15 protein-coding genes and 1 pseudogene are annotated in these 15626 nt (G+C 70.2%); 8 read left to right on the plus strand and 8 right to left on the minus strand.

Annotated features, from left to right (window positions below; all coding sequences use genetic code 11):
* Positions 1-43: 43 nt before the first annotated feature.
* On the minus strand, positions 44-2785 hold the full coding sequence (ppc, locus tag ACYVMZ_RS23120) for a phosphoenolpyruvate carboxylase (protein WP_461082636.1): 2742 nt from the start codon (positions 2783-2785) through the stop codon (positions 44-46).
* Positions 2786-3077: 292 nt separating this feature from the next.
* Between ppc and ACYVMZ_RS23125 the strand changes: the two genes are divergently transcribed.
* From ACYVMZ_RS23125 to ACYVMZ_RS23140, 4 genes are read left to right on the plus strand one after another with little or no spacing between them, the layout of a single operon-like run.
* The gene (locus ACYVMZ_RS23125; protein ID WP_461082638.1) at positions 3078-4097 is read left to right on the plus strand and encodes an acyl-CoA desaturase; all 1020 of its coding nucleotides are present in this window, start codon (positions 3078-3080) and stop codon (positions 4095-4097) included.
* Complete coding sequence (locus ACYVMZ_RS23130; RefSeq protein ID WP_461082640.1) at positions 4094-4771, plus strand: TetR family transcriptional regulator; 678 nt, start codon at positions 4094-4096, stop codon at positions 4769-4771. The genes ACYVMZ_RS23125 and ACYVMZ_RS23130 overlap by 4 nt, the downstream gene beginning before the upstream one ends.
* A 42-nt stretch (positions 4772-4813) precedes the next feature.
* Complete coding sequence (locus ACYVMZ_RS23135; RefSeq protein ID WP_461082642.1) at positions 4814-5068, plus strand: type II toxin-antitoxin system Phd/YefM family antitoxin; 255 nt, start codon at positions 4814-4816, stop codon at positions 5066-5068.
* Positions 5065-5313 carry a type II toxin-antitoxin system RelE family toxin gene (locus tag ACYVMZ_RS23140; RefSeq protein ID WP_461082644.1) on the plus strand — a complete coding sequence of 83 codons (249 nt, stop codon included), beginning with the start codon at positions 5065-5067 and terminating at the stop codon, positions 5311-5313. The genes ACYVMZ_RS23135 and ACYVMZ_RS23140 overlap by 4 nt, the downstream gene beginning before the upstream one ends.
* Here the strand turns inward: ACYVMZ_RS23140 and ACYVMZ_RS23145 are convergent, their stop codons facing one another.
* Positions 5314-6132 (minus strand): trans-aconitate 2-methyltransferase, encoded by an 819-nt coding sequence (locus tag ACYVMZ_RS23145; RefSeq protein ID WP_461082646.1) that lies wholly within the window; start codon positions 6130-6132, stop codon positions 5314-5316. It lies immediately after the preceding gene.
* A 134-nt stretch (positions 6133-6266) separates the two neighbouring features.
* Between ACYVMZ_RS23145 and tamR the strand changes: the two genes are divergently transcribed.
* Positions 6267-6764, plus strand: coding sequence for a MarR family transcriptional regulator TamR (gene tamR, locus ACYVMZ_RS23150; protein ID WP_187824818.1), 498 nt, complete (start codon positions 6267-6269; stop codon positions 6762-6764).
* Here the strand turns inward: tamR and ACYVMZ_RS23155 are convergent.
* Positions 6723-7490: a LuxR C-terminal-related transcriptional regulator gene (locus ACYVMZ_RS23155; RefSeq protein ID WP_461082648.1), complete on the minus strand. Its 768-nt coding sequence runs from the start codon at positions 7488-7490 to the stop codon at positions 6723-6725. The two genes, tamR and ACYVMZ_RS23155, sit on opposite strands and share 42 nt — an antisense overlap.
* 301 nt (positions 7491-7791) lie before the next feature.
* On the opposite strand from ACYVMZ_RS23155, the gene ACYVMZ_RS23160 reads away from it, so the two are divergent.
* Positions 7792-8247 carry a GNAT family N-acetyltransferase gene (locus ACYVMZ_RS23160; RefSeq protein WP_461082650.1) on the plus strand — a complete coding sequence of 152 codons (456 nt, stop codon included), beginning with the start codon at positions 7792-7794 and terminating at the stop codon, positions 8245-8247.
* Positions 8248-8255: 8 nt separating this feature from the next.
* Here the strand turns inward: ACYVMZ_RS23160 and ACYVMZ_RS23165 are convergent.
* From ACYVMZ_RS23165 to galT, 4 genes and pseudogenes are all read right to left on the minus strand, one after another.
* A pseudogene (locus tag ACYVMZ_RS23165) lies at positions 8256-8869 on the minus strand (Uma2 family endonuclease).
* Between the two features lie 132 nt (positions 8870-9001).
* A complete protein-coding gene (galK, locus tag ACYVMZ_RS23170; RefSeq protein ID WP_461082652.1) occupies positions 9002-10165 on the minus strand; it encodes a galactokinase in 1164 nt (387 codons plus the stop codon).
* 30 nt (positions 10166-10195) lie between these two features.
* Positions 10196-11158, minus strand: a complete 963-nt coding sequence (gene galE / locus ACYVMZ_RS23175; RefSeq protein ID WP_461082654.1) for a UDP-glucose 4-epimerase GalE — start codon at positions 11156-11158, stop codon at positions 10196-10198.
* Positions 11155-12240, minus strand: coding sequence for a galactose-1-phosphate uridylyltransferase (galT, locus tag ACYVMZ_RS23180; RefSeq protein WP_461082656.1), 1086 nt, complete (start codon positions 12238-12240; stop codon positions 11155-11157). The genes galE and galT overlap by 4 nt, the downstream gene beginning before the upstream one ends.
* Positions 12241-12447: 207 nt before the next feature.
* Here galT and ACYVMZ_RS23185 point away from each other — a divergent pair, with 207 nt between their 5' ends.
* Entirely contained in the window at positions 12448-14136 is a 1689-nt protein-coding gene (locus ACYVMZ_RS23185; protein WP_461082658.1) for a sodium:solute symporter family protein, read from the plus strand.
* A gap of 21 nt (positions 14137-14157) precedes the next feature.
* Positions 14158-14487, plus strand: a complete 330-nt coding sequence (locus tag ACYVMZ_RS23190; protein WP_461082660.1) for a hypothetical protein — start codon at positions 14158-14160, stop codon at positions 14485-14487.
* Between the two features lie 266 nt (positions 14488-14753).
* Here ACYVMZ_RS23190 and ACYVMZ_RS23195 read toward each other — a convergent pair whose 3' ends face one another.
* The gene (locus ACYVMZ_RS23195; RefSeq protein ID WP_461082662.1) at positions 14754-15455 is read right to left on the minus strand and encodes a helix-turn-helix transcriptional regulator; all 702 of its coding nucleotides are present in this window, start codon (positions 15453-15455) and stop codon (positions 14754-14756) included.
* Positions 15456-15626: the final 171 nt, after the last annotated feature.

The raw sequence follows: 15626 nt of genomic DNA on the forward strand, positions 1-15626 counted from the left end.
GGCTCGCTATGAGCCCGGGGGCACCCTCGTCGTATGCGGCGGCTCAGCCGGTGTTGCGCAGGCCCGCCGCCACGCCGTTGACGGTCAGCAGCAGGGCGCGGGAGAGCAGCGGGTCGGGCTGTTCGCCTGCGGCGGCCGCGTCGCGCTGGCGCTTGAGCAGGGCGACCTGGAGGTAGGAGATGGGGTCGAGGTAGGCGTCGCGGATGGCGAAGGTCTGCTTCAGGACGGGGTGGGCGTCCAGCAGTTCCTTCTCGCCGGTGACGCGCAGGACCTCGGCCACGGTCAGGTCGTGTTCGGCCTTGATGGTGTCGAAGACGTGCTTGAGCTCGTCGGGGACGAGGGTGTCGACGTAGTGCTGGGCGATCCGCAGGTCGGTCTTGGCCAGGGTCATCTCGACGTTGGAGATGAAGTTGCGGAAGAAGTGCCACTGCTCGTGCATCTCGTCGAGCACGGTGTCCAGGCCGGCCTCGCGCAGTGCCTTCAGGCCGGAGCCGACGCCGAACCAGCCGGGCACGATCTGCCGGGACTGGGTCCAGCCGAACACCCAGGGGATGGCGCGCAGGCCGTCCAGTCCGGCGCCGCTGTCGGGCCTGCGGGAGGGACGGGAGCCCAGGTGCAGGTCGGCGAGCTGGTCGACGGGGGTGGAGGCGAAGAAGTACGCCGGGAGGTCCGGGTCCTCCACGAGGCGGCGGTAGGCCGCGTGGGCGGCGTCCGAGACGACGTCCATCGCCGCGTCCCAGCGGGCCAGCGCCTCCACCGACTGGCGGGGTGCGGTGTGCAGGGCGGAGGCCTGGAGGGTGGCCGCGACGGTCAGCTCCAGGTTCTCGCGGGCCAGCGAGGGGATCAGGTACTTGTCGGAGATGACCTCACCCTGCTCGGTGACCTTGATCTCGCCCTCGAGGGTGCCCCAGGGCTGGGCGAGGATGGCGTCGTGGGTGGGGCCGCCGCCGCGGCCGACGGTGCCGCCGCGGCCGTGGAAGAGGCGCAGGCGGACGCCGTAGCGGTGGGCGACGTCGCGCAGGCGGCGCTGGGCGCGGTGGATCTCCCACTGGCTGGTGGTGATGCCGCCGAACTTGGAGGAGTCGGAGTAGCCGAGCATGACCTCCTGGACGTCGCCGCGCAGCGCGACGAGGCGCCGGTAGGACGGGTCGGAGAGCATGTCTTCGAGGATCGTGTCGGCGGCCTTCAGCTCGTCCGTCGTCTCCAGCAGCGGCACGATGCCGATCTTCGCCCAGCCGGCGTGCAGGTCGATGAGCCCGGCCTCGCGGGCCAGCACGGCCGCCGCGAAGACGTCGTCGGCGCCCTGGCACATGGAGATGATGTACGACTCGATGACCTCGGGTCCGAAGACCTCCAGGGCCCGCTTGACGGTCTGGAAGACGCCGAGGGTCTTCTCGCCGGCCGCGTCGACGGGCGCGGGGGTGGGCGCGAGGGGCCTTCTGGAGCGCAGTTCCTTGGCGAGGAGCTTGGCGCGGTAGTCGCGGGGCATGTCGGCGTACCGCCAGGACTCCTCGCCGAGGCGGTCGAAGAGCTGGCCGAGGGCGTGGTGGTGGGCGTCCGCGTGTTCGCGTACGTCCATGGTGGCGAGCTGGAGGCCGAAGGCGGCCAGGGTGCGGATGGTGCGGGCCAGGCGGCCGTCGGCGAAGAGGCCGCCGCGGTGCTCGCGCAGCGAGGTCTGGATGATCCGCAGGTCCTGGAGCAGCTGGCTGGTGCCGAGGTAGTCCCGCCCCGGCTCGTGCGGCGTCCCCTTGGCCAGGCGCTGCTTGGTGTTCTCCAGCTTCTGGCGGATGCAGGTGGCCTTGAGGCGGTAGGGCTCCTCGGCGTTGAGGCGCTTGTAGCGGGGGCTGATCTCGGGGAGGTTCTCCAGGTCGGCCTGGAGGGAGGTCAGCAGTTCCTCGGTGGCTCCTGCGTAGCGGATGGAGTTGGACAGGAAGCCGCGCAGCTCGTCGATCGTCTCCAGGGCGTCGTTGATGCCGTGTTCGTGCTGGAGGATGAGGACGTCCCAGGTGACCTGGGGGGTGACGTTGGGGTTGCCGTCGCGGTCGCCGCCGATCCAGGTGCCGAAGGTGAGGGGGCGGGTGTCGTCGGGGAGCTTGACGCCGACGCGCTCGAGCTCGGCGGTCAGGTCCTCCAGGACGTCGCCGACGGCGCCGGCGTGCAGCTCGTCGAGGTAGTAGATGGCGTTGCGGGCCTCGTCGGCGGGCTCGGGGCGTACGACGCGCAGCTCGTCGGTCTGCCAGACCAGGTCGATGTTCTCGGCGAGCCGGATGTCGAGGCGGCGGCGGTCGGACTCGATGACGGGGGTGTCGAGGAGTGCGGCGATGCGCCGGAGCTTGTTCAGGACCGACCGGCGTGCGGCCTCGGTGGGGTGGGCCGTGAACACGGGACGCACATTGAGGTGCTGGACCGTGGTGCGCAGGTGCTCGGGGTCGGCGTCCTTGAGCCGGTCGGCCGTACGGGACAGCAGGCCGCCCTCGGCGGCGCGCCGGGCGCGCAGTTCGCGGCCGCGGTGGACCTGCTCGGTGACGTTGGCCAGGTGGAAGTAGGTGGAGAAGGCGCGGACCAGCTTGGCCGCCGTCTCCAGTTCCGTGCCGCGCAGCAGCTCGGCGGCGGCCTCGCCGTCCTCACGGGTGAGGCGGCGCACCTTCTCGACCAGTTCGAGCAGCTCCGGGCCCTCCTGCCGGACGAGGGTCTCACCGAGGAGGTCGCCCAGTCGGCGGATGTCGGCGCGCAGCTCGCTGCTGGTCGTCGTGGACCGCGTAGTCAGATCGTCGGCACTGCTCACAGGTGCGGCTCCTTGCAGTGTTGAAGCTCGTCTGGGAGGGGGTACCCGGACGGCGTCTCGCGCGGCGGTGCCGCATACGAGGCCGGACATCCGGAAGAACTCAAGAGCGGACCGCGCTGTCCGACCGATTCCAAGGATAGGTGTCGAGTGGGACGCGCAGGCTCGCGGGCTCTTGCCGCCGGGCGAGGCGCTGCCATACTTACGAAGCCGTAGGTTACGGAACCGTAGGAAGTGCTGCGCGGTTCCGGCACCCGGCGACAGCCTCCATCCACAAACCCCCCAGGGGACGCGTATGACCAGTAGTTCCGATGTGATCGACGAAGCGCCGAAGACGCCCGGTCAGGACACCGACGCCGCGGTGCCCTCCGCCACGTTGGGCGGCGAGCAGAAGCGCTCCATCGAGCAGATCACCCTTCTTCTCTTCATCACCGTTCCGTTCCTGGCGTTGCTGGCGGCGGTGCCGCTCGCGTGGGGCTGGGGAGTGAGCTGGCTGGACCTCGGCCTGCTGGTGTTCTTCTACTTCCTCGGCTGCCACGGCATCACGATCGGTTTCCACCGTCACTTCACCCACGGTTCGTTCAAGGCCAAACGGCCGCTGAAGATCGCGCTGGCCATCGCCGGCTCGATGGCGGTCGAGGGTCCCCTGGTCCGGTGGGTCGCCGACCACCGCAAGCACCACAAGTTCTCCGACGCCGAGGGCGACCCGCACTCGCCGTGGCGGTACGGGGAGACGGTCCCGGCCCTGATGAAGGGCCTGTGGTGGGCGCACATCGGCTGGATGTTCGACGAGGAGCAGACCCCGCAGGACAAGTACGCACCGGACCTGATCAAGGACAGGACGCTGCGCACCATCTCGCGCCAGTTCGTGCTGTGGACGATTCTGTCGCTGGGGCTGCCGGCGCTGATCGGCGGCCTGGTCACGATGTCGTGGTGGGGCGCGTTCACCGCGTTCTTCTGGGGTTCGCTCGTGCGGGTTGCGCTGTTGCACCACGTGACGTGGTCGATCAACTCGATCTGCCACGCGGTCGGCAAGCGCCCGTTCAAGTCGCGTGACCGTTCGGGCAACGTGTGGTGGCTGGCGATCCTGTCCTGCGGCGAGTCCTGGCACAACCTGCACCACGCCGACCCGACGTCCGCGCGGCACGGTGTGGAGCGCGGCCAGCTGGACTCCTCGGCCCGGCTGATCCGCTGGTTCGAGATGCTGGGCTGGGCGTACGACGTGCGCTGGCCGTCACGCTCGCGTATCGATTCGCGCCGTAACACCGGGGAAGGCGGCTCCCGGCGGGGGAAGGAGACCGTCAAGGCGGCATGATGGTCGCTGTGGCGACCGACTCGAGCAGCACCCCCAGCAATGACAAGCCGCGGCGAGCGCGCCGCACCCGGATGACCGGTGCCGAGCGCCGCCAGCAGCTGCTGGAGATCGGTCGCACCCTCTTCGCGGCGAAAGGTTTCGAGGGCACGTCGGTGGAGGAGATCGCGGCGAAGGCCGGGGTCTCCAAGCCGGTGGTCTACGAGCACTTCGGCGGCAAGGAGGGGCTGTACGCGGTGGTGGTGGACCGCGAGATGCGTCGGCTGCTGGACATGGTGACCAGCTCGCTGACGGCGGGCCACCCCCGTGAACTGTGCGAGCAGGCGGCGTTCGCCCTGCTGGACTACATCGAGGAGTACACGGACGGTTTCCGCATCCTGGTCCGTGACTCCCCGATCCCCCAGTCGACGGGTTCCTTCGCCTCGCTGATCTCGGACATCGCCACCCAGGTGGAGGACATCCTGGGCCGCGAGTTCAAGTCCCGCGGCTTCGACCCGAAGCTGGCGCCGCTGTACGCGCAGGCCCTGGTCGGGATGGTCGCCCTGACCGGCCAGTGGTGGCTGGACGTCCGCAAGCCGAAGAAGGCCGAGGTGGCCGCGCATCTGGTGAATCTGGCGTGGCACGGGCTGGACGGGCTGGAGCAGAAGCCTCGGCTGATAGGTCACCGGAAGAGCTGAAAGCAATGACACACAAGGTGCACCTTGTGGCACCATGTGCGCATGACTGAGATCACGATCAGCGCAGCTCGCTCCCAGCTCGGCGACCTGGTCCGCCGCGCCGCCCACAGCCGCGAGACCATCGCCATCACCGACCACGGCCACGTGGCCGCGCTGCTCGTGTCTCCGCAGGTGATAGAGGATCTCGAAGACGCCCTCGCTGTCGCGGACTATCAGCGGCGCAAGGCGGAGGGCACGCTCGGGCCGGGCATCCCCATGGCGGAGGTACGGAGGCGGCTGGGGCTCGAACGCCCGTGACCTACGAGATCATCTTCGAACCGCACGCCCTCGATGCCGCGGCCCGGTTCCTGAAGGAGGACCCGAGCGGTCTGGCCGCGGCTCTGAACGCCATCGACGAACTGGCGCACAACCCTCGCCCCGTCAACTCCGTCGCCTACGGCGTCGACATTCGGCGCCTCCGCGTGGGCGGCTACCGCATCCTGTACGTCATCGACGACGAAGTGATCCGCATCCTCGTCACCCACCTGGGCCGCCGGGCCTGATCACCCCTCACCCTCCTTGCGAGCGACGGCGAAGACACGGCGGAACGGGAACGGTGTGCCCTGCGCGGTGGCGGGATAGGCCTCGCGCAGGGCGGCCCGGTACTCGGTCAGGAACCCCTCCTGCGCCTCGGGATCGTCGGCGAGCGCGGTCAGGACGGGCCGCAGTCCCGTTCCCTTCACCCAGTCCAGCACCGGGTCGTCCCCCTGCAGCAGATGCACGTACGTCGTCTCCCAGACGTCGGCGGTGCAGCCGAGGGCGGTGAGGCGCTCCAGGTAGGCCTGCGGACTGAGGACGGCGTCGGTGTGGCGGAGGGTGTCGGCGAGGCGGGCGCGCCAGCGCGTGGAGTGGGCGAGGTCGCGCATCAGCCGGTGGCTGGGGGCGTGGAAGTTGCCGGGCACCTGGAAGGCGAGGGTGCCGAAGGGCTTCAGTGCGGCCACCCAGTCGGCGAAACGGCCGGTGTGCCCCGGGACCCACTGGAGCGTGGCGTTGCTGATGATCAGGTCGTGCGGCTCGGTGGGCGTCCAGGTGCGGACGTCGGCGTGGGTGAAGTCGAGGTGGCCACCGCCGGGGGTGGGGCCCTCGTGGTCGACGTGGGCCTTGTCGAGCATCTCGGACGAGTTGTCGTAGCCGGTGACGCGTGCGGTGGGCCAGCGTTCGGCGAGCAGGGCGGTGACGTTGCCGGGGCCGCAGCCGAGGTCGGCGATCCGCGGCGGGTCGCCCGGAAGCTCGGGAACGCGGGCGAGGAGGTCGGCGAAGGGGCGGGCGCGGTGGCCGACGTGACGCAGGTACTGGGCGGGGTCCCAGGTGGGGGCGGACATGGGTCCTCCTGAAGGTGACCGTCTCCAACGGATTACCTTGTCACCGAAGCACTTGTCTCGATGTCAAGAGAATCGACGTCAAGAGAATCTACGTCAAGAGACTTCACATCGACACAACCACTACACTGATCGCCATGGAGGACGAGGTCGATCGGCTGGTCGCAGCGTGGCGCCGGGAGCGCCCGGACCTCGACGTGGAACCGCTCGAGGTGCTCAGCCGGGTGAGCAGACTGGCCCGGCACCTGGACCGGGCACGCCGGCTGGCCTTCTCCGAGCACGGCCTGGAGCCGTGGGAGTTCGACGTGCTGACGGCACTCAGGCGGGCGGGCACGCCGTACCAGCTCTCCCCGGGACAGCTGCTCACCCAGACCCTGGTCACCTCGGGCACGATGACGAACCGCATCGACCGCCTGGCCAAGAAGGGCCTGGTGGAGCGCCTGCCCGATCCCAGCGACCGCCGGGGCGTCCTGGTCCGCCTGACGGACGAGGGCCGCGACCGTGCCGACCAGGCCCTGGCGGGCCTGCTGGACCAGGAGCGCGCGATCCTCGCGGAGCTCTCCCGCGCCCAGCGCAGTGAACTGGCCGGGCTGCTACGCCAGCTGACCGCCCCGTTCGACAACATCCCCGGTTAGGTCGACGGGTCCGACACCGGCCCGCCGGGCGAGCGCGACGGCGGCGAGGGTGGAGTGGACGCCCAGCTTGCCCAGCACGTTCTGCATGTGCGTGCGGACGGTGTGCGGGGAGAGATAGAGCCGCTCGGCGACGGCCTTCCTGCCCAGCCCGGCGACCATGCACCGCAGCACCTCCCGCTCCCTCGGCGTCAGCGACTCGACGAGCCGCTCACTCTCCGTGCGGTGCTTGCGGGCGGCGGTGAGCTCCCGGAGCACGCCCGTGAGCAGGGCGGGCGGCAGATGGGTCTCGTCGCGCAGCACGCCCCGGATGACGGTGAGCAGCCGGGACAGCGAACAGTCCTTGGCCACCCACCCGGACGCCCCGGCCTGCAGGGCGAGCGCCGCCCGGCGCGCGTCGTCCTTCTCGGCGAGCACGACGATCCGTACGTTCGGCTGCGCGGACCGCACCCCGGCGACGAGGGAGATCCCGTCGACGAGCCCGTCCTCGTTGCCGTCCTGCACGGGCACGGCGGGCCTGACGCCCGGCACGTTGCCTCCCAGATCGGCGTCGACGAGCAGCACGTCGAACCGCCGCCCCTCGGCGACCGCCCGCTCCAGGCTGCGCAGCGCGGCCGGGCCGCTGCCGGCCGCGGAGACGTCCACGTCGGGCTCGGCGGCCAGGGCCGCCGCGAGCGACTCGGCGAAGATGCGATGGTCGTCGACGACCAGGACTCGGATGCGAACCACGAAACCCCCTTCCCCAAGCTCCTGAAGAGCAGGGGATACCCCATCGTCGGAAGACGACACCGGCGCGGGTACGGTGCCCGAAGTGCCCAGGTGCGGTGTCCGTCCGTCCTTGCCGCCACCTGGCCGGGTCGCCGCAGCCGCACAGCCGCCGCCGTGCAGAAACCGCTACCCCCACTCCGGGCGCCGTACCCGGCTGTCTCGCCCCCTGATCGGCACCGGCCCCCACCGGTGCTGTTCATCAGGGTACGGCCGGGGGGCAGGAGCGGAAGGTTATTTGCAGAACTGGCGGTCCAGCGCGTTTATGGTGAGCCGCATGTTTCGTCTTGAGACAGAAGTCGACAAAGCGCGACGCGATCTGCTCCGCACCCGCCTGCGCGACACGAACACGGCGGCCTCCGCCGTCCTGCGCGCCCTGCGGGGAACCCCCGGCGAACGCGACCACCCCCTCCACCTGTGGGCCATGGACACGGCCGACGACCTGGCCGGCGGCCTGGTCGGCCACACCTGGGCGACCTGGCTGCATGTGACGTACCTGTGGGTGGACGAACGCCATCGGGGCGCGGGCCTGGGCTCCCGGCTGCTGTCGGAGGCGGAACGCATCGCGTCCACGGAGCGGGGGTGCCGGGCGGCACGGCTGGAGACGTGGGACTTCCAGGCGCCGGGGTTCTACGAGAAGCAGGGGTACGAGGTGGTGTGCGTGATCCCCGACTACCCGCCGGGGATCACGGAGTACACGTTGACGAAGCGGCTGGGCTGAGCCACCGGTCAGAGCTCGTCCAGAGCGTCCGAGGTGATGTCGATGTCGATGTCGTACGGCACGCCGACCTTGAGCAGGTCGCGATGGGTGCCGGTCAGCGCGTACGTCTTGGAGACGGGGTCGAGTTCGTAGGTCCGGACGACGGGGTGCTGGTTCGTGCCGCTCGTCTCGACCAGCCAGAAGTGCGGAATGCCGCGGCGGCGTACTTGTGGGGCTTGGTGTCGCGGTCGCGGGCCTCGGAGTCCGGCGCGACGACCTCCACGGCGAGCAGGACGTCGGCGGCCTTGAAGCGGGTCTGCTCCCTGCTGATGACGGCCTCGGCACGTACGACGGAAATGTCCGGCTCGGGGCCGTTGCGACGGTCCAGGACGACAGTCATCTCGCGGCGGACCTTCATGTCCTTGGGGGCCGTGCCGCGCAGACCGGTCACCAGAAGATCGATCATGATGCTGTGGAAATACCGCTGCGGACTGACGAAAACCAGGCTCCCGTCGATCAGCTCGGTGTGCGGCGGGAGGTCGGGCAACGTGAAGAGGTCGTCCACGGTGTATCCGTCCCGGGGCGGCACCGGCCAGCGGCAGCCGGGCTCGGACGTCGGCTCGGCGGGGGGCTCGGCGGTCATGGTTCCTCCCATGGGCGGGATTCTCGGCCTGTCCCTGCACGGTGGCCGCCGTATTGGACTCGGGTCACCACAAAGAGTGACCGGTGGCGCCGGACCCGTCCCGCGCCACCGCACCGCCCCGGCAACGGAGCCTCAGCGCACCCGCCGCGCCCCCGCCGAAGGCACCGCCTCGAAGACGCGAGGCGCGGTGAAGCCCGCTGTCGCGAAGGCCTCTTCCACGGCCTTGGTGATGGCCGCCACGTCCGCCTCCTCCGCGAGGACGATCGCCGAGCCGCCGAAGCCGCCGCCGGTCATGCGGGCGCCCAGGGCGCCGGAGGACATCGCCGTGTCCACCACCAGGTCCAGTTCCGGGCAGGAGATGCGGAAGTCGTCGCGCAGGGACGCGTGGCCCTCGACCAGGACCGGGCCGATCGCGCGTGTGTCGCCCGAGGACAGCAGTGACACGACCCGCTCCACCCGCTCGTTCTCCGTGACGATGTGGCGGACCAGGCGGCGGACCTCCTCCTCGTCGCCGAGGCGGGCCAGGGCCGCGTCCAGGCCGTCGTACGGGACGTCGCGCAGGGCGTCGACGCCGAGGAGGGCCGCGCCCTTCTCGCAGCCGGCGCGGCGCTTGCCGTACTCGCCCTCGCTGTGGGAGTGCTTGACCTGGGTGTCGACGACGAGCAGGCGCATGCCCTCGGCCGCCAGGTCGAAGGGGATCTGGCGCTGGGAGAGGTCGCGGGTGTCGAGGAACAGGGCGTGGCCGGCCTCGCAGCAGGCCGAGGCCGTCTGGTCCATGATGCCGACCGGGGCGCCGACGTAGACGTTCTCGGCGCGCTGGCACAGGCGGGCCAACTGCCAGCCGCGCAGGCCCAGTTCGTACAGGTCGTTCAGGGCCAGGGCCACGACGACCTCCAGGGCCGCCGAGGACGACAGGCCCGCGCCCGCCGGGACCGTGGAGGCCAGGTGGATGTCGGCGCCGGTCACCGGGTGGCCCGCCTCGCGCAGCGCCCACACCACGCCCGCCGGGTACGCCGTCCAGTTCTTGTCGGACTCGGGGGACAGCTCGTCCAGGCGGAGTTCGGCGACTCCGCCCTCGACGTCCGCCGAGTGCAGGCGCAGGACGCCGTCCTCGCGGCGCGACACCGCCGCCACCGCGGTGTGCGGCAGGGCGAACGGCATGACGAAGCCGTCGTTGTAGTCGGTGTGTTCGCCGATGAGGTTGACCCGGCCCGGTGCCGCCCACACGCCCTGCGGCCCGGCTCCGTACAGTTCCTCGAACCGCTCGGCGACCGTCTCGGCAACAGCCTCGCTCATGCCCTGACCCCTGACCCTTTCCGTATGTGCCTACTTGCCGTGTCGCTGCGCGAAGTCCCACGCGTCCGCGACGATTCCCGCGAGGTCCGCGCGGGACGGGTTCCAGCCCAGCTTCTCGCGGGCCGTGGCGGCCGACGCCACCAGGACCGCGGGGTCGCCGCCCCGGCGCGGGGCCACGACCTCGGGGATCGGGTGGCCCGTGACCTGCCGGACCGTCTCGATGACCTCGCGGACGGAGAAGCCGTTGCCGTTGCCGAGGTTGCAGATCAGGTGCTCGCCGGGCGCCGCGGCCTCCAGGGCCAGCAGGTGGGCCTCGGCCAGGTCCGCGACGTGGATGTAGTCGCGGACGCAGGTGCCGTCCGGGGTCGGGTAGTCGTCGCCGAAGACCGAGATCGCCTCGCGCCTGCCCTGGGCGACCTGGAGCACCAGCGGGATGAGGTGCGACTCGGGGTCGTGGCGTTCGCCGTACGCGCCGTACGCGCCCGCCACGTTGAAGTAGCGCAGCGAGACCGCACCGAGGCCGTGGGCCGCCGCCTCGCCCGTGATCATGTGGTCGACGGCGAGCTTGGAGGCGCCGTACGGGTTCGTGGGCTTCGTCGGGGCGGACTCGACGATCGGGACCTGGTCCGGCTCGCCGTACGTGGCCGCCGTGGAGGAGAAGACGAGCTTGCGGACGCCCGCCTCGCGCATGGCCTCCAGCAGGGCCATCGTGCCGCCGACGTTGTTGTCCCAGTACTTCTCCGGCTTCACGACCGACTCGCCGACCTGCGAGAACGCGGCGAAGTGCAGGACACCGTCGTACGAGCCGTCCAGCCACTTGGCGGCGTCGCGGATGTCGCCCTCGAGGAACGCCGCCCCCGCCGGGACGCCCTCGCTAAAGCCCGTGGAGAGGTTGTCGAGGACGACGACCTCGTGACCGGCCTCCAGCAGGTGCTGGGCGACGACGCTGCCGACGTAGCCCGCGCCACCGGTGACCAGGTACTTCCCGCTCATGAACTCGCTACCTCTCGCAGTCGCTCGGCCGCGCGCTCCGGCGGCACGTCGTTGATGAACACGTTCATGCCGGACTCGGAACCCGCGAGAAACTTCAGCTTGCCGGAAGTGCGGCGGATGGTGAAAAGCTCGAGGTGAAGCGCGAAGTCCTCGCGGACGACCCCGTCGAACTCCTCCAGCGCGCCGAACGGTGCCTGGTGCCAGGCCGCGATGTACGGGGTCGGAGGCTCACCCGCGGAGTTCTCCCCTCCGTCCCCACCGTCGAAGATCCGGTCGAAGCGCCTCAGGAGTTCCAGATAGACCTGGGGGAACTCTGTGCGCGCCGCCTCGTCGAGACCGAGCAGGTCGGGCACGCGGCGCTTGGGGTAGAGGTGGACCTCGTACGGCCAGTGCGCCGCGTACGGCACGAAGGCGACCCAGTGTTCACCCTCCAGGACGACCCGCTCGTCGGCGAGTTCACGCTCCACGACCGCGTCGAAGAGGTTCTCCCCGCCGGTCGCCTCCTTGTGCGCGGCGAGCTGGCGCAGCATCAGGGCGGTGCGCGGGGTGGTGAAGGGGTAGGCGTAGATCTGCCCGTGCGGGTGCTGGAGGGTCACGCCGATCTCCGCACCCCGGTTCTCGAAACAGAACACCTGCTCCACGGAGGGCAGATGCGACAGCTCCGACGTCCGGTCGGTCCACGCCTCCAGCACCAGGCGCGCCTGCTCCTCGCTCAGGTCGGCGAAGGAGGCGTTGTGGTCGGAGGTGAAGCACACGACCTCGCAGCGGCCGGAGTCGCCGGCCAGCGAGGGGAAACGGTTCTCGAAGACGACGACGTCGTACGAGGAGTCCGGGATCTCGCTCAGCCGGTCGCCCTCGGAGGGGCACAGGGGGCACTCGTCGGCCGGCGGATGGTAGGTGCGGCCCTGGCGGTGCGAGGCGATGGCCACGGAGTCGCCGAGCAGCGGGTCGCGGCGGATCTCGGACGTGGTGACGGTACGGTCCAGCGGGCGGCGGTCCGCCGCGTTCCGCACGGTGTCGTCACGCAGGTCGTAGTAGATGAGCTCGCGACCGTCGGCCAGCCGGGTCGAGGTCTTCTTCACACCGGACTCCTCATTCGAGCCACTCACTGTCGAGCCCCTCACATCAGGGCCGCACACTCTTCAAACAGAACTCAACACACCAAAACATGACTCTCCCCATTCGTCAACATCACAATCAAACAAAGAGCGCCAACAGAGACGTTCAGTTTCTGAACACGGAGGCATAGGTTCCGCTACGGATCAGTTCGCGCAACGAAGCGAGTTCTTATGCAGGCCCCCACAAACGCTCCATACCTCGCAGCGGAGCTACGGCTCCCCACCAACTGGCTCGACTACACGATCCTCGGCATCTACTTCCTCGTCGTCCTGGGCATCGGCTTCGCCGCCCGCCGCTCGGTCAAGACCAGCCTCGACTTCTTCCTCTCCGGCCGCTCCCTGCCGGCCTGGGTCACCGGTCTCGCCTTCATCGCGGCCAACCTGGGCGCCACCGAGATCCTCGGCATGGCCGCCAACAGCGCGCAGTACGGCGTCTACACCACCCACTGGTACTGGATCGGCGCCATCCCCGCCATGGTCTTCCTCGGCCTGGTGATGATGCCGTTCTACTACGGCTCCAAGGTCCGCTCGGTCCCCGAGTTCCTGCTCCTGCGCTTCGACAAGGGGGCCCACCTGCTCAGCGCCGGCCTGTTCGCCTGCGCCGCGATCCTCATCGCCGGCGTCAACCTCTACGCCCTCGCCATCGTCGTCGAGGCCCTGCTCGGCTGGCCGCAGTGGGTGGCAATCGTCGTCGCCGGCTTCTTCGTGCTCGCCTACATCACCCTCGGCGGCCTGTCCTCGGCGATCTACAACGAGGTCCTGCAGTTCTTCGTGATCCTGGCGGCCCTCATCCCGATCGCGGTCCTCGGCCTGAAGAAGGTCGGCGGCTGGGACGGCCTGTCCGACTCCCTCACCGCCTCCCGCGGCGCCGACTTCATGACCTCCTGGGGCGGCACGGGCATCGGCAGCCCCAACCCGCTGGGCGCCAACTGGCTGACGATCGTCCTCGGCCTCGGCTTCGTGCTCTCCTTCGGCTACTGGACGACGAACTTCGCCGAGGTGCAGCGGGCCCTGTCCGCGAAGAACCTCTCCGCGGCCCAGCGCACCCCCCTCATCGCCGCGTTCCCGAAGATCTTCATCGTCTTCCTGGTGATGATCCCGGGCCTGGTCGCGGCCGTGCTGGTCCCGCAGATCGGGACGGCCGACTCGGACCTGCAGTACAACGACGCGATCCCGTACCTGATGGAACAGCTGCTCCCCAACGGAGTGCTCGGCATCGCGGTGACCGGCCTGCTGGCCGCCTTCATGGCGGGCATGGCGGCGAACGTCTCCTCCTTCAACACGGTGTTCACCTCCGACATCTGGGCGAAGTACGTCGTGAAGCACCGCGAGGACGACTACTACGTGCGGTTCGGCCGGGTGATCACCGCGATCGGCGTCCTGGCATCGATCGGCACGGCGTTCCTGGCGTCGTCCTTCTCGAACATCATGAGCTACCTCCAGACGCTGTTCTCCTTCTTCAACGTGCCGATGTTCGTGGTCTTCATCATCGGCATGTTCTGGAAGCGGGCGTCGATGAAATCGGGCTTCTGGGGCCTGATCGCGGGCACCACCGCAGCGATGGTCAACTACTTCGTCATCTACCAGGAGGGCATGATCGACATCCCCTCCGACCAGGGCGCCAACTTCGTCTCCGCGATCGCCGGGTTCGTCGCCGGCGCGGTCGTCATGGTCGCGGTGTCGCTCTTCACCAAGCCGAAGCCGGTCGAGGAACTCCAGGGCCTGGTCTACGGCACGCGCTCCCCGGGCGCGGCCGAGCCGCCCGCCGCCGGGGACGACGCGTGGTACCGCAAACCGGCCCTGCTGGGCTGGGGCGCGGTCGTCCTGGCCGCCGCCTGCTACATCCCGTTCTCGTTCTGACCGCGGGAGGATGGAGAAACCATGTCCGAATACTCCGGGTACTCCGGATACTCCGAGAAGGACGTCCAGCGGGAAGTCACCGAGCTGGAGGGCAAGTCTGCCACGGCCGCGCGGTTGTTCGACATCCGGCGGATCATCGGCGGGCTGTTCGTCGTGTACGGCGTGATCGTCACGATCGCGGGCCTCGTCGCGTCCGACGCGGACATCGACAAGGCGGAGGGCGTCAACATCAACCTCTGGACCGGCTTGGGGATGCTCGCCCTGGGCCTGTTCTTCCTCGCCTGGCTGAAGCTGCGGCCTACGGCTCCGCCGCTGCCTGATGTCGTGCCGGAGGAGAAGCGCGGGGACTGAGAGGGCCGTGTGCCGGGGCCGGCGTCTTGCTGGTGCCGGGCGCTGCGGCCGAGGCAGGCTGAGGCAGGGTGGGCCGCGCGCCCCGGCGCCACCGGGGTGCCGCCGCGCCCACCCTCCCTCAAGCTCTCGACTTCGCTCGAGCAGGGGGAACCCCATCGCCCCAGGCGGCACGACTGCCCGCGGGTTACGGACTCGCCCGCGCCCGGCAGCCAACCGGGTGCGGCGCCGCGCGAGGCCCCCGGCAGGCAGCCCGCCGCCACCAGCCGCTACGACTCCGGCGGGTCCGTAGGGACCGAGCGCGGGATCGGGCCTGCCCGGTCCAGCAATCCCGTGCGGGCCGCCAGCGCCGCTGCCTCCAGGCGGGAGCCGACGCCCAGTTTCATCAGGACGCGCTGTACGTGGGTGCGCGCCGTGGACGGCGCGATGCCCATCCCCGCGGCGATCAGCCGGGTGTCCTCGCCGTCGGCGACCCGGACCAGGACCTCGACCTCGCGAGGGGTCAGCATCTGCAGCAGCCGCTGGCCCTCGTCGTCCGGCTGCGCCGCCGGGTTCAGCAGTTCGCTGAACGCCCCCTGCAGCAGCTGCGGCGCCACCGCCGCCTCTCCCGCCCGCGCCTTCATGATCGCCCGCTCGACGCCCTCTATGCGCTCGTCATGGCGTACATAGCCCGAGGCCCCGGCCGCGAACGCCGCGGCGATGCCGCGCGGGTTGGGCACCGGGCCCAGCACCAGCACCGCCACCTGCGGCCGCTCCCGCTTGATCTTCACCACGGGATCGAAGGCCCCCGGCTCCGCCGGCGCCGCCGTCCCCAGCAGGCACACCTCCGGCGCCCGGCTGATCACCAGCTCCGCCGCCCCCGCGGCCGGTGCCGCCGCGGCCAGCACCCGGTGCCCCCGCAGTTTCAACGCCGAGGCCAACGCCTCGGCGAGCAGTCGGTGGTCGTCGACCACCATGAGCCGCACTCCCATCGAGCAACTACCCCCCAGTCCCCCCAATGGATCCTCATGGACGCCCCCCTATGGATGCCCACAGCCGTCCACAGACCGCCCACAGATGCCCACTGGTCCGTGCGGAGGAAGCCCCCTCCCGGCTCCCCCGCCCTTCATGCCCCCGGAAGCTACACGCTTGTTCGACATCGC

It is taken from the genome of Streptomyces deserti, from assembly GCF_054782695.1.